Annotated in this window: 13 protein-coding genes and 1 pseudogene; 2 read left to right on the top strand and 12 right to left on the bottom strand. The window is 58.6% G+C overall.

Annotated features, from left to right (window positions below; translation table 11 throughout):
• Positions 1–636 precede the first annotated feature (636 nt).
• Positions 637–1782, top strand: a complete 1146-nt coding sequence (locus GNZ13_RS39045; protein WP_172175162.1) for an extracellular catalytic domain type 2 short-chain-length polyhydroxyalkanoate depolymerase — start codon at positions 637–639, stop codon at positions 1780–1782.
• Positions 1783–2274: 492 nt separating this feature from the next.
• Here the strand turns inward: GNZ13_RS39045 and GNZ13_RS39040 are convergent, their stop codons facing one another.
• Positions 2275–2724, bottom strand: coding sequence for an Rrf2 family transcriptional regulator (locus tag GNZ13_RS39040; protein WP_172175159.1), 450 nt, complete (start codon positions 2722–2724; stop codon positions 2275–2277).
• Between the two features lie 365 nt (positions 2725–3089).
• On the opposite strand from GNZ13_RS39040, the gene GNZ13_RS39035 reads away from it, so the two are divergent.
• A complete protein-coding gene (locus GNZ13_RS39035; RefSeq protein ID WP_172175156.1) occupies positions 3090–4157 on the top strand; it encodes an alkene reductase in 1068 nt (355 codons plus the stop codon).
• Between the two features lie 476 nt (positions 4158–4633).
• On the opposite strand, the pseudogene GNZ13_RS53035 reads toward GNZ13_RS39035, so the two are convergent.
• From GNZ13_RS53035 to GNZ13_RS38980, 11 genes and pseudogenes are all read right to left on the bottom strand, one after another.
• Positions 4634–5095: pseudogene (locus GNZ13_RS53035) on the bottom strand (transposase); the annotation flags it as partial.
• 57 nt (positions 5096–5152) lie between these two features.
• Positions 5153–6169: a SphA family protein gene (locus GNZ13_RS39025; protein WP_172175153.1), complete on the bottom strand. Its 1017-nt coding sequence runs from the start codon at positions 6167–6169 to the stop codon at positions 5153–5155.
• 520 nt (positions 6170–6689) lie between these two features.
• On the bottom strand, positions 6690–7643 hold the full coding sequence (locus tag GNZ13_RS39020; RefSeq protein WP_172175150.1) for a LysR family transcriptional regulator: 954 nt from the start codon (positions 7641–7643) through the stop codon (positions 6690–6692).
• Positions 7644–7832: 189 nt separating this feature from the next.
• Positions 7833–8525, bottom strand: a complete 693-nt coding sequence (locus tag GNZ13_RS39015) for a class II aldolase/adducin family protein (protein ID WP_172175147.1) — start codon at positions 8523–8525, stop codon at positions 7833–7835.
• A 133-nt stretch (positions 8526–8658) separates the two neighbouring features.
• Positions 8659–9621: a fumarylacetoacetate hydrolase family protein gene (locus GNZ13_RS39010; protein WP_172175144.1), complete on the bottom strand. Its 963-nt coding sequence runs from the start codon at positions 9619–9621 to the stop codon at positions 8659–8661.
• 44 nt (positions 9622–9665) lie between these two features.
• Positions 9666–10139 (bottom strand): VOC family protein, encoded by a 474-nt coding sequence (locus GNZ13_RS39005; protein ID WP_172175141.1) that lies wholly within the window; start codon positions 10137–10139, stop codon positions 9666–9668.
• A gap of 77 nt (positions 10140–10216) precedes the next feature.
• A complete protein-coding gene (locus GNZ13_RS39000; protein ID WP_172175138.1) occupies positions 10217–11227 on the bottom strand; it encodes a CDP-6-deoxy-delta-3,4-glucoseen reductase in 1011 nt (336 codons plus the stop codon).
• Between the two features lie 91 nt (positions 11228–11318).
• Complete coding sequence (locus tag GNZ13_RS38995) at positions 11319–12185, bottom strand: VOC family protein (RefSeq protein WP_172175135.1); 867 nt, start codon at positions 12183–12185, stop codon at positions 11319–11321.
• A 73-nt stretch (positions 12186–12258) separates the two neighbouring features.
• Positions 12259–12450 (bottom strand): 2-hydroxymuconate tautomerase, encoded by a 192-nt coding sequence (locus GNZ13_RS38990; protein ID WP_172175132.1) that lies wholly within the window; start codon positions 12448–12450, stop codon positions 12259–12261.
• 3 nt (positions 12451–12453) lie between these two features.
• A complete protein-coding gene (gene dmpG / locus GNZ13_RS38985) occupies positions 12454–13518 on the bottom strand; it encodes a 4-hydroxy-2-oxovalerate aldolase (RefSeq protein WP_172175129.1) in 1065 nt (354 codons plus the stop codon).
• Positions 13515–14438 (bottom strand): acetaldehyde dehydrogenase (acetylating), encoded by a 924-nt coding sequence (locus GNZ13_RS38980; protein WP_172175126.1) that lies wholly within the window; start codon positions 14436–14438, stop codon positions 13515–13517. The genes dmpG and GNZ13_RS38980 overlap by 4 nt, the downstream gene beginning before the upstream one ends.
• Between the last annotated feature and the right edge of the window lie 10 nt (positions 14439–14448).

Here is a 14448-nt window from a genome sequence, read left to right as displayed (position 1 = left end):
GGGGTTGCAGACGGCCCTGTTCTATACACGCGTGTACTCGCGCATCTTGCGCCCCGGCCTCGCACTGGTCAGCCCCCAGGCACCTGCGGCCTCACCAGCGTCATTGCAACGCAGCTTCCGCATCGCCCAACAGGCCGTCAACACATGGTGCGACGAAGCGAAGATTGCTGCGTAGAAAAACCTGACTCAATCGCATCCCAATCAATTCAGTCAAGGAATCTAGCGGTTGTCGACAATGTAGGTGTCGGCGTCGAATGACCGAAAGTGGCCGAACCCGGAAATCCAGGCGCCACCAGCGATCCTCCCATGCCGCGCCCAGCATCAAACTTCCGTGGCCGACCATGAGCTCCCAATCAAGGCCCCGCGGCGCGAACGGCTCGTATGGAGTAAATCGGTCGTTTGGGAATCTTCGACTTTACCGTTTTAACTCCGCGCCTAAGGCTTACGATTGCAAGTGCTACGGGAGCGATTTTTGCTGTGCCGGGGTATCGTCGGGCGCATCGCATGCCGTAAACAGCTGTTCGCGCTTTGTCGATGACTTGTGTTAGCGAGTCTTAGGCGGAAGCTGAAAACGGCCGGTAGTTCGACGGGCGGAGCGATGTTGCTAATTTATCCCACTCCGACGAGGAGACGACAATGATGACGATGGCTTTGGGGTTAGCGTCGGCAGCTGTGTTGGCGATCGGCCTCGCCGGGTGCGGCGGTAGTGGCGATTCGGCCGGTACGGAGGCCGGTGCATTGGCAGCATCGGCAAAGGCGTTAGTGGCCACGTCGAGCCCCACCGCGGACACGTCCAAGATCGAAAAACTTCAACGCTATCAGATTGACCCGACGAAGGTCTTCGTCGCGGGTATCTCGTCTGGCGGTTTTGCGGCAGTGCAGATGCACGTTGCCCACTCTTCGACCTTCAAAGGGGCCGCTGTCTACGCTGGCGGAGTGTACTGGTGTGCCGCCGCCGGAGGAGCCGCGACAGCTTTGGCAAACTGTGGCGGCTTGACGCTTCCGTCGAATCAGGCGTCGTACAACAGCACGCTTGCGGCATCCGAGACGTACCTGGACGCGCAATCGTCCCTCGGCACCATCGACCCGGCGACGAATCTGCGTGGACAGCCCGTCTACCTCTGGTCCGGCACGCAAGACCAAGTCGTTAATCCGCTCGAGATGGCCGACCTCAACTCGGAATACCAGCGTTATGGAGCCAATGTTCACTTCGACAATTCGTATCCCGCCGAGCACGGCTGGGAATCGCCTGACGGCGAACTTGCATGCGGCACGCTCGGGAGTCCCTACATGGTGCGCTGCTCGGCGAATGGCGCAGTCTACGATTCAGTACAAACGTGGCTGACGATGTTCCTCGGCCCATTGAAACCGCGCAACAACGGAAAGCTGTCGGGTACGCTGTCCGCATTCGATCAAACGGAGTTCGGGGCGTCGCCAAACCTTTCTATGAGTTCGACTGGGAGCGTTTTTGTTCCCAAAGCCTGCGCGCAAGGGAACAAGTGCGGATTCGTGCTCGCCCTCCACGGCTGTCTGCAGGAGGCATCACTTATCGGCAACCGCTGGGTCACCGAGGCGGGCATCAATGAATGGGCCGACACGAACAAACTGGTGGTCCTGTATCCCGACACGATTGCGTCGTCCGCGCCCGGACCGACGAACCCGAATGCATGCTTCGACTGGTGGGGCTACTCCAATCAATACGACCCGAACTACGCACTCAAGAGCGGCTTGCAGATGTCGGTGCTCTACGCGATGGTGCAGCGCGTGACTGGCCGACCGTAGGGCCGTCGTGGCACGGTCAGAATCGGGCGGCCGGTCGCCGCTGGAAGCACGGCTTATCAGGGTGCCAAATGGACGAAGGTGGGACCGTCGAGCGCCGGCTTTTGACGTTCAACAAACGGAGGTTTCGGGGCATTCCATTACCTCCGGCCACTGTATCGTCAACCGCGATCGCTTAATGGCCGATCACTGCCCATGCCACGCCTCACGTCGAAGTCGCGGTACCGCCGAGGATGCTCATCAGAGTCCTCGCGTTCCGCTGTCCCTAGTCCTCGCAATTATTGATCTATACACCGATAAGTGTTATCGAGGTTAATGCAGACCGTGATCGACCCGATTGAGACACTCAGCCACGGCGACCGAAGGGCCGTAAGTGGCACTACTTGAGACTTTCGATCATCACAATTGGCCGACAACTCGTCCCGTTGCCCCTTTAACGACGATTCGTTCTCTCACTCTTATAGGCCGACGTGCCCCGATACAACCGACCCGGATTCAGCCGCGCTTTTTAGATGGTCGCGATGCAAGAGTGTCTGTGAGTACCGCTTCGATCGTCGTGGCGGCAAGCGTCTTTCGAACGCCATCGTCGATCGAATCATAGACGTACCTCAGCGTCGACCCGATGCCTCGCCCGATGGGGCACGTCTGGCTGGGCTGCGAAGGGTGCAGCGCGAAGTGCGCACCCTCTTCAAGTGCATTAAAGACGTCGAGCAAACTGATTGCGTCCGCACTCCTGGTCAGACGCCATCCCGCATTGACACCGCGATAACTCTCGACAAGGCCGCCTTTCGCAAGCAACCCAAGCGTACGACGAATCACCACCGGATTGGTGTTGACGCTCGCAGCGATCCGATCGGACGTGACCGGGTCAGGATTGTCCCGCGCGACGAGCGCCATCCACGCCAGGATGTGGGTCGCCACGGTCAGGCGGCTGTTGGCGCTCATAGAAAGCCTGTCTTAGTCAGTTTAGTTGTAACTATATTCGTTACAGCATGGGTCGTCAATCCTGACATGTTTGATGAGTTCGGTGACCTCGCGCGCTCCCCGCCTTAAAAGACGGACGATTTCAGGCTACACGCATGGTCCCATTGGCGTGCCGAAACCGCCCCGCTCGCGCCATTCGCGTCTCATCGACGGCGACCGTTCATGACAAGAGGCTTGTGCTGATGGCCTGGATGGTTTATGTTGTAACCACTATTGTTACATCTAATGTGCTGTGACGATAAACGCATGCCTTACGACGTTCCATAGTTAATCGAAACGGAGCAGCCGTTCTTTCTACCTTCAACACCGAAATGAGAAGCCCGCAGATGCCCACACTCTTCGATCCTATCCAGATTGGCGCGCTGAAACTGTCGAACCGCATTGTCATGGCACCGCTCACGCGCATGCGCGCGTTCGCCGAGCGTAGTCCCGGTGTCCTCAACGCGCGGCACTACGCGCTGCGTGCGAGCGCAGGACTCGTCATTACCGAAGCCACTTCCGTCACGCCTCAGGGCGTTGGCTATCCCAACACGCCGGGCATCTGGACCGAGAAGCAGATTGCCGGCTGGAAAGAGGTGACTTCAGCGGTACACGATGCGGGTGGCCTGATTGTCTCCCAGCTGTGGCACGTCGGGCGGGTTTCCGACCCGGTCTATCATGATGGCCAACTTCCGGTCGCCCCCAGTGCCATTGCGCCGGAAGGCCATGTCACCCGCGTGCAGCCTCGGTGCCCGTACACCATACCGCGTGCGCTGGAGACCGAAGAAATTCCCGGCATCGTCGAGGATTTCCGGGCTGGCGCCGCAAACGCACAACGCGCTGGTTTTGATGGCGTCGAGCTTCACGCGGCAAATGGTTACCTGTTCGATCAGTTTCTGCACGACGGATCGAACCTGCGGACCGACCGTTACGGCGGCTCGATCGAGAACCGCGCGCGCTTCCTGCTGGAGGCAGTCGATGCGTTGCTCACGGTTTGGCCGGCGGACCGCATCGGCGTGCATCTGAACCTGATGTCGAGTTCATACTCGATGCGCGACTCGCATCCGCGCGCGCTGTTCACTTATGTCGCCGAGCAACTCAACGCGCGCAACATCGCTTTCATTTTCGCGCGCGAGGCGCTGGATCGCGGCGACGATCGCATCGGCCGTGACGTGCAGCGTATCTTCAAAGGGGCCTACATCCTCAATGAAGGGCTGACGAGGGAGAGTGCGGAACTGGCCATCGAACGCGGCGACGCAGACGCGGCGGCGTTTGGGCGTCCTTTTATCGCCAACCCTGATCTGGTGGAGCGCTTTCGACGCGGTGCGCCGCTCAATGCGGTCAATCCGGAAACCATCTACGCGGACGACGAAACCGGCTACAACGACTACCCGTTGCTCGACGAAGCTATGTGAAGCAGACGCACGATGGATGACATCTCCGCAGTTCTTCATGGATGCAACGATGGCCTGTCAGCTGCGGTGGGCAAGGAAGGCGCCATTCGGCAAGACACGGTCAAGGTGATCTATTGACTGGCCTGTCCGCAGTTTCTGAACCAGGGCGCCTGGCCTATCCGGTTGCCCGATATTGAACGACCGAGTTGCGACGACGAGCGGCCATTTAAACAGGCGTCGCGATCGTCGCTTCGTGGCCGACTGTACGCATTCGGCCAGGTTGACCGTAAGCTGCCAGTCAAAAGAACTCGCCTAGGCTAGCGGCAGCTTTGCGGCGCTGCATCTCAGCGGGTGCAGTCGGCCACAAACCGCCAATCGCGGCTTTCACCGGAATGACCGGAAAGAATTCGCCTTCGGACGTTCACTCTCAGTAGACTTAATTTGACTTTACTTTGGCATCCCCTATGATCAACCACGGCTTTCCGCCTCATAGAGCAGGCGCTGTTGCGATAGCCGTAGGCCATGCGCTTCATGACCTTGATGCGGTTATTGATAGCTTCGAGCTGGCCGGTATGCATCGACCAGCGCACGCGGGAGAGGATGCCGCGCCAGTACTTGGCGAGCTCGTCGGAAAAGCGCCGGAGCGGGTCGATGTGGCTAGCGCAGGCCTGCGCCAGCCAAGCCCGCCAGGCTCGACGCCATTGCCACGCGGTCATCGGCTGTCAGAGGTCCTTGAGCAACGATTTGAGGACGTAGACGGTCATCAGGGCCTGATTGGCTTGCATCAGTTCACGTAGCTTGATCTGGTGTTCGGCCGACAGATTCTCGCGGTTGCGCGACAACAGCCACCGCGCCCGTTTAACCACGCGCCGCTGCGGGCGATCATGCCTGAGCCGATTGGCTTCATCGACCGGCACCCGGTCGATCACCTCCCGGCCGCATTTGGCGGCCACCTGATACCGCCGCAGCAAATCGCCCATCCTCAGACACTTTATCCGCTATCCTAAATAGTAAAACTAAAACTTGGCAGCGGCTTGCAACCAGATTCGGTCTCCCCTCGACCGGTTGCGCACGAATGTCTCGTGTTGCCACTTGACCACAACCCCCCACGTCTTTCCGCCTTGAAACTTCACGAAGGGACCTATCGAAAGCACTTGTCCTTTATTGCCGTCGACAGGAGCGATACCACCACCTTGCTTATCGTTCGTGATCTGCCGATAAACATACCCACTTACACCAAGCTGCCAGGTTCGATTGATGTTGTAGGCGGCGTCATAGTCGAGGTTGAGTTCCTGTCCTGACGTGTAGTCAGTCGCGTCGTTGCGAAAATTGAACAGGTAGATCGCCTTGCCGTTGAATTCCCAACGGTCTCCAGCAAACACCGTGAATGCATACCACGGACCAACCGACCAGTAATGCCGGCTGGGATTGAACAACCGTGACTTGTCGTAGTCGCCAGTCGGCGCAAAGATATCCAGCCCCGCGATCTGGTGCAACGACGTGCCATGCCATCCCAGCAACAACGGCGATAGCGTGAGATCACCGAAGCCGGAGGCCCGTCCACTCCGGTAGAGCGGGCCTCTGGGCGTCATCGCGTTGAACTCCACATTTCCCTTGATGTACGGGAGTGCGATCCGCGATTCGACGTCCGCGCCAAGGAACTTGGCCCTCGGATAGACTAAGTCGACGCGTATCGATGCCGCCTGGACGTGAAGATTGAAATTCTCGATTCCAGACTTGTCGTCACCATGCTGATCGAGCGTGTGCGCAGCATTGTAGTTGGACAGATACACGTAGCCGTACAGGCCCGGTGGCGGCATCATTCCGGACCATACTGTGTTCACCCCCGGCGCATAGGACGAGCCTCCGCCCTCAGTCGCGCCGAGCGGCGACGCAAAGCACGCTGCGACGGCCAGGACAATTCCCAAAGGCCTTGTCGCCTGGAGAGCGCCTTTGTAGATCGCGCCGAAGCGAATCTCTGCGCGCTGCTCACGAATATTGACGGAGTGCCTCCAACGCCGCACCGGTTTCATGTCGTCTCCTGGTTGTTCGAGTACGGACGCATCTCAAACGACGCCGTCCTTCATTCGCAGGAACGTTACCGTGCGGGGCGAAAACCTCGCCAACTATCTTTCCTTATACGCACTATCAGCAATCCAAATTACACAGAAACTCAACCTCCCGTACTATTATCAGCAAGCTTCACGGCATCGAAGAAAGCAACTTCCCGTCAACAGCTCACACCATCACCCTCGAGAGATTGAATCGTCGCCCACGGATTCTTCAGTCTCAATCGATAAGCTGCATTCGACTCATAGCGCACTCCGTATTTGCATGCGCCACGACGATCTCCTACAGTTTCGATCGACGACTTCGATCCCCGGCAAGCATCGGCCCAACATCGAGGCTCTCTGTTTAACACGGCACTATCATCACTCTACGATTCCATGTGGAACGACGGTCACGATCGCGTACATACCGGTTCTGCCACGCCCCTCGCCACGGGTCCCCCGCTATTCCGCACGACAGCGCAGCGCCATACGCCAAACAACCTCAGTCTCCCATTTCCGAATAGTCAGTACCGAGCTTACGCAGAAGGCCCGCTACATATGCATCAGAAAATTCACTCTGTATCAGTGTCCGTAGCCACACAAGTTTGGGTTCGTGATGATACTTTCGGTGCCAATACTGCTTGAGATCGTAGTCGGGTAGTTCGAGCGGCAGCGACATCACCCGAAGCCCAAACTGCTGGGCAAATATTCTGGCCACGATGAGCGGCGCGACCGCGATCAGATCCGATTCCGCGAGGATCCGCGGAATACTCATGTAGTGCGACGTGGTCAGAACGATGTTGCGCTGGATCTTTTTGTTCGACAACGACTCTTCGAACATCTCACTGGTCCGGCTGCCATCCCTCACGTCTACGTGACCGGCATTGACGAACGCGTCGAGTGTCATGCGGTCTCCGGCTATCGCATGTCCTTGCCTGACCAAACATACGAGTCGGTGAGAAAAAAGCCGCTGCTGATAAATGTCGGCAGACACCAGATCAGGATAGAAGCCGATCGCCAGATTCACCTTTCCGTTCAGGAGGCTCTCCTGCAGGTCCTGCGGCGCCAGCGATAGAGATCGCATTCGAATCAGCGGAGCGCGCTGATTCGTCACCGATACCAGATGGGGTAGAAATACATATTCAGCGATCGCGGTCATGCACAGCACGAACTCATCCGTTGCGTGTAGCGGCTCGAACGTCTGGCTCGACAAGATATCCTGATCGATCGAAGTCAGCACTTCCTTGACCTTCTCGATGATACTCAGCGTTCGCGGCGTCGGCTCCATCCCTCCCGGTGTTCTCACAAAGAGTGGGTCGTTGAACGCATCGCGCAACCGCGCCAAGGCCGCGCTGGCCGCAGGCTGGCTGACACTCAACAACGTGGCCGCCGAGGTGATGTTGCGCGTCTCATAGACGGCAACCAACACTCGGAGGAGATTCAAATCCAGTTTCATAGTTTGCTTGCGTCAAAGCCGACGGACAGGCATCTCCGTCGGCTTTGACCACGGCTGCCGGTCTAACCACACAGAGTAAGGTGTTGCATCGCCGGCCACAACCCGCACTATCTCCTATTGATATGCTTGCTGTGGGATCTGCCGCTCGACCAACTCGGCACGTTTCTTCGACGAACGTGTTCACTTCGCTCAGACCGACTCCGGATCACCTGAGGTCATGTATTCCCACATGCGCTCGATGATTCCACCACCCCGAACTGCACGTTCGGTCGCCTCGGCCTCGGTCAACACACACGCTTCGGTCGCGAGGCCCGCCATACGCAGCTGCAACTCCACGCGTGCGGCATCTTCCAGATAGCGGCTCAACACGACCGCCTCCTTTAGCGAAGCCGCCGCAACGACCGCGCCGTTGCCTCGCATCACGACAACGTTACCTGCTCCGATTGTTTCAGCAATGCCGCGCGCGCGCTCGTCGGTTCTAGCCAATCGGACGTCATCCCAAAGCGGAATCGACTCTGGAAAGTAGGCGCCGAAGCCGTGCCTCCGACGAGGCGTACATCTCGCAGCGGAAAGCGTCATCAGATCGCCCGGTGTCGTACGAGCGATTCCCGAAACGTCCGGCCGCGACCGGTAGATGGCTTGATGAATGCGCACTTCACCGAGGACCCCCGCTGGAAGGGGTTCATCGATAGCGACGATTGTACCGTTGTCGTTCGGCACAATTAGAGCCATCGGCTTTGCCGTACAAACCAGAAACCAATCGTGACCGATCCTCACACTGCAGTGGCCATACGCGTGCACGAGCCCGGCGCGCGCCAATGCACGAGCCGCAACTCGCACCTCTCGTTGGAATGCCGTATCTATGGAGTCGTCTACTGTCATACCGATGTCCAAGGCCCTCTTCGCGAGATGAGCGAATGGACCTGACTTACACGAAGATCTCGACTTCAATCGCCGCACGCGCGGCGCGTCGATTGCCGGGAACACGCCACGAGGTTGCGTGGCGTGTTCGCTATTAGACGAACGATTGGGTCATTTCCCCAATCTTCTCGATCCACATCTTGACTACGTCACCGCTCTTCAAAAACTCGCCCCGCGCCGCCCCGACACCCGCAGGCGTTCCCGTGAGAATGATGTCCCCCGGCTCGAGCGTCGTGCGAGTGCTCAGGAATGCGATCTGCTCGGCAACACTGAAAATCATCGAGCTCGTCGATCCAGACTGGCGGATCTCGCCGTTCAGCCAGAGTTTCATTCCCAAGGCTTGCGGATCGCCCACGAACTCCGCCGGACTGATCCACGGGCCGATCGGACAACTGCGATCGAAACACTTGTGGGATACCCAATCGAATCGGAACGGCGATTGTTCGGAAAAATTGGTGCGTCTCAGGCCATCTCGCGCCGACAAATCGTTGGCGACGGTATAGCCGGCGACATAATCAAGCGCCTCAGCTGCCGTGACATTCCGAGCGCGGCGTCCAATGACGGCGGCAAGTTCGATCTCGTAGTCAACGGACTTCGCGTAGGCCGGCAACTCGATCGTGGCGCCCGGATTGGCAATCACGCTACGTGTCGGCGATTTGACGAAGAACCACGGATTGCCGCCGTTCTCACGCGGGCTCGCTTCAGCCGGCAAGTTGAACGCTCGTCGCATCTCTTCGACATGGTCCGAGAAGTTGGCTCCCGCGCCGAACACGACATTGGGAAACAGAATGGGCGCGAGCAAAGTCACATCGTTGACGGCGACGCCCATCCCGGCGGCAGAGTCGGATTGCGCAACCCGAGCCGCAACCTTTTCCAGCATCGGTCGAAACGCGTCCCACTCACCCAGCAGATCGATGACCGCCAACGTTTTGAATTGCGTCTCGCCTACCTCACTCAAGGCCGTGGCGGCATCGAACACTCGTCCGTCGATCAAGATGCCGGCACGGGCTTCGCCGTTGTCGCCCTCGTAGGTGAGCAGCTTGTATTCAGTTTTCATGGGATCGTCCTCTTCACATTCTCTATACAGCGTTGTACGACCAATCAGAACAGATCGCCGAAATCGAAGAGGTCCTCATCCTGGAAGTTGCCTTCGTAATACTGGACTTCCCACCAGTTGTAATCCATGTCTTCGAGATAAAACGAGTACACACCGTGCTGCAATGACGGCTCGGTGATTTGCCGAATCTTGTACTTGTCTTTCAACTCGACCGTCTTGGCGTAGGCGGCGTCCACCTCTTCCTTGCTGGTGACATCGATTCCCCAGTGATTCAGGAACGGTACCGGTTCGATCTCGTCGCCGATCTCTACGGCGAAGATGTGGAACTTCATGCCAAGGCGCACCGCGAAGGAACGGGGGCCGTGACGCACCGTCTCCAGACCGAGGAACTCCTGGTAGAACTTGCGGGTGTCGTTGATTTCACGACATGCGAGGGTGCCGTGACCCAGAACGTAAGGCTTGATGATCGAATCCCCGTTGCTCACGGGAACGGTGGTGACTTCAGGAATTTGCGGCATCGTACACTCCGGTATTCAAAAAATACGCATATGAACAGGCCGGTTCCCCGGCCTTTCAAACGACGTGGTGTGGCGGTTCAGACGAAGGAGTCGGCAAAGAACTCGTTTGCAGGCAGCTTGCATTGCTCGACAAAGTCCTTTCTCGCGGCATTCACCATGGCCGGCGTTCCGCATGCGTAGACCTGGTGTCCCGAGAGATCCGGAAGGTCTTCCATCACTGCCTGATGCACAAAGCCGCTCCGACCTTCCCATTCACATTCCGGTGTTGCATTCGAAACGACCGGTACAAACCGGATGTGGTCGTACTCTTCCTGCCAACGCTTCGCGATATCCATCATGTAGATGTCGCGCCGCGTCCGTCCACCCCAGTAGAGTGTGACCGGTCGCCGAATACCGTGAAGGTTCATGTAATCGATGATCGACTTGATCGGTGCAAATCCGGTCCCGCCTGCGAGGAATACGATCGGTTTGTCGGAGTCTTCGCGTAGGAAAAACGTGCCGAACGGACCTTCGAGCTTCAGCATGTCGTTTTCCTTCATGGCGCCGAAAACGTGGTCCGTAAACATGCCCCCGGGCGAATGCCTGATATGAAGTTCGAGGTGCGTCAGGTCGTCATGACGGGGTGCGACTGCGACCGAGTAGCTACGGCGCTGTCCGTCCTTCAGCAGTACCTCGATGTACTGTCCCGGCATGAAGTAGAGCGTGTAGTTCATCGGGATTCTCAAACGGACGACCATCACATCCGGTGCTGCTCGCTCCGCGTGAACGACACGGCAGGGAAAAGTCATCGCCTTGACCGAAGCGACTCCGTCGAGCTCGCGCAATTCCACGACCAGGTCAGTCAGCGGTTTCGCCACGCACATCAGTGCGTAGCCTGCCTTGCGATCACTCTCCGGCAGCACGCCCGGAATGATCGGACCGTAGTCGACAGATCCCTCGAGAATCTTCCCGCGACACGTCGCGCATCCTCCAGCACGGCAGCTATAGGGCATCAGCAGACCCGCATCCATCCCAGCCTTCAGTACGGTCTTGCCGTCCGCCACTTCGAAGGTATGTCCGGTCGGTTCCAGTCGAACGTTGTAACTCATGATTTCGTTTCGCATTTCAAATTGTGTGCCGCCACGAGCACCCCGGATCGGCGTACTCGTCGACGCGTTAACGGCGCGTCGCCAGTGAAGATCAGCTCTCGAATCCCGCGATCCCGGTCGGTTTCGACCCCAGGATGCAGTACGATCGCGGTTCGATCGAAAACTGTCGTGGGCGATGTGTCTTCTCTTCTTCTTCCGTGAAGATCCGCACACCACACGAGTACTCGAACGTCATTCCGTCCGGGCCCGCGAAGTAGAGGAAGTACGCGCCGGAAGTCGCGTGCCGCCCAGGCCCAAAGCGAATCTCGACACCTTTCTCCTTTAGGAAGTAATAAGCGCGCAGGATGTCGTCGATCGATTCGACCTGGTGATTGATGTGCTGTACGCCGCCATGATTGGACGGAAAGAGCGCCAGCGTGTGATGAACCGGATTGATTCTCAGAAGCGCTGCATCACCGATCCGGTCGCTGACTTTGGCACCTGCAATCTCGGTCCAGAACTGTTCGTCGCGCTTCGGGTCACTGCTGTACAGCCCCACATGACTGAAACCCGTGATACCCGCGTCGCGCGACGGAAAATAGCGTCGGCCGCTGTCATCCGGACGCAGCACGAGATCGAAGTGTGTGCCCGAAGGATCCGTGAAATGGACGAAATCGTACACGCGCCGCTGTTCGCATTCCTCACTGGTACCCGAACGGACCCGATAGCCGCTGTCTTCGAGCAGGTCGGCGGCTTTCTTGAGGCGGCCCTTCGACGCAACCTCAAATCCCACCGTTTGCTCCTTCGGGTCTCCCTCGAAATAGCAAAGCGTATGGTCCCGGCTGTCGGAACGCAGGTAGAGCGATTTCCCCTCGCGCCGGACCGATTCCATTCCGAGGACCTTCGTCGCATATTCCTCCGCTTGATCCAGGTTCGCCGTACCCAGACGCACATAGCGGATGTCGTGTAGATCAAGCATCGTCTCCTCCTTTGTGCAAGACCTGATGTCTGATTCGATATGCCCGAAGGCATATCGCATAGCTACGTGTTGCTTACCGTCCCAGTGCCTTGGCACTGACTCCGGCGATCCCCCAGTTGGTCTTGGGAACGTCGTGGATCCAGACACGAATGTTCTCTTTGGGTGCGCCGACCGCGTCGCTGAGCGCCTGTGTAACATTTTCGATTACCGCCGCCTTTTGTTCCTCGGTTCGACCTTCGACCAGATAGATTTGGGCGAATGGCATCGTTTAGCCCTCCTGCGCCGCGACAGGCGATGCGACCTTGAGCAGACCGCGTTCCTTTGCCAACGTCAGCGCGGTATCCTCGATCATGTCTTCCTGACCACCCACCATTTTTTTCCGGGCCAGCTCCAGCAGAATGTCGCGTGAGGGCACGCCATATCGCGCAGCGGCTCGTTTGGCAAACAACAGGAACGTGGAGTACACGCCGGCGTACCCGATCGTGAACGAATCGCGATCAACGCGAATCACCTGATCCATCATCGGGACCACGATGTCCTCTGCGACATCGACCAGCTTGAACACATCGACGCCCGTTTCGATGCCCATGCGCTCGCAGACACCAGCGAACACTTCCAGCGGGGTGTTGCCGGCGCCGGCTCCGAGACCGCCGACGGAACCGTCGATACGGCTCGCACCTTCCTCGATCGCCGCGATCGAGTTCGCGATGCCCATGCCGAGGTTGTGATGGCCGTGAAAGCCGATCTCGGTTTCCGGCTTCAGCACCGCGCGTAGCGCGCGGACGCGGGCCCGGACGTCATCCGGAAGCATGTAACCCGCCGAATCGGTGACATACACGGTTTGTGCACCGTAGGACTCCATGAGCTTGCCCTGTTGCGCCAACCCTTCGGGCGAGTTCATATGCGCCATCATCAGGAAGCCGGTGGTGTCCATCCCGAGTTTCCGCGCAAACCCGATATGCTGCTCGGAGACATCGGCTTCCGTGCAGTGCGTCGCGACGTGCACGCTGTGCGCGCCACAGTCATGGGCCGACTGCAGTTCCTTCATCGTGCCGAGGCCCGGGACGAGCAGCACCGACACCTTCGCGCGCTTCAGATGAGACACGACCGCGGACAGATACTCCTCGTTCGTATGAAGCCCGAAACCGTAGTTCAGGCACGAGCCACCGAGACCATCCCCGTGCGTGACCTGCAGCAACGGCATGCCGGCGGCGTCGAGCGCTTTGGCGAAGTTGACCATCTCGTCGACCGTGATCTGGTGACGTTTCGCGTGCATGCCGTCGCGCATGCACATATCGTGAAGCAGGACCTTCCTGCCTTTCAGGTGGCTCATCGCATTTCCTCCGCCTGGGTAGCCTGGAGTTTGATCGAACCGTCGAGGATGCCCTCGGCGAAAAGTTCTGCGGTACGCGTCGCGGCCGCGGTCATGATGTCCAGATTGCCGGCGTAGGTCGGCAGGTAATCACCGAGCCCCGCAACCTCGAGAAAAATCGAGACCTTATTGCCGTCGAACACCGGCCCGTTGACCAGCCGGTAACCCGGAACGTATTTCTGAACTTCCGTGACCATCTCCAGCACCGACTGGGTGATCTTTGCTTCGTCTGGTGCCGTTTCGGTCAGGCAATAGATCGTATTTCGCATGAAGATCGGTGGCTCGGCCGGATTGATCACGACGAGTGCCTTGCCGCGCTTCGCACCGCCGATGCGCTCGACGGCGCTCGAAGTCGTGAACGTGAATTCGTCCAGGTTCTTGCGCGTACCCGGGCCGATCGACTTCGACGACACGCTCGCCACGATCTCCCCGTACGACACAGGCTGGACGCGCGAGACCGCGTACACCATTGGAATCGTCGCCTGACCCGCACACGAGATCATGTTGACGTTCATCGCGCCGCTACGCGCATGCTGCTGCAGATTTACCGGCGGCACACACAGCGGACCCACTGCCGCCGGCGTGAGGTCGATCGCCAACACGCCGAGCGCGTTGAGCTTCCGACTATTCTCCGGAAGGACGTAAGCGCTCGTCGCATCGAACGCGATCTGGATCTCGTCCGCTTCCACATGGGGCAGCAGCCCGTCGATGCCTTCCGCGGTCGCCTTCAGGCCGAGCTCACGGGCGCGTGCGAGCCCCTCGGATCCAGGATCGATACCCACCATCCAGACGGGCTCCAGTACCGGACTACGCGCAATCTTGTAGATCAGGTCCGTGCCGATATTGCCGGACCCGATCAATGCGCACTTGACCTTCTTCATTGACTCACTC

This window comes from Paraburkholderia elongata (assembly GCF_013177735.1).
GTDB classification, from domain to species: domain Bacteria; phylum Pseudomonadota; class Gammaproteobacteria; order Burkholderiales; family Burkholderiaceae; genus Paraburkholderia; species Paraburkholderia elongata.
This window is presented reverse-complemented; position numbering and strand designations above follow the sequence as displayed.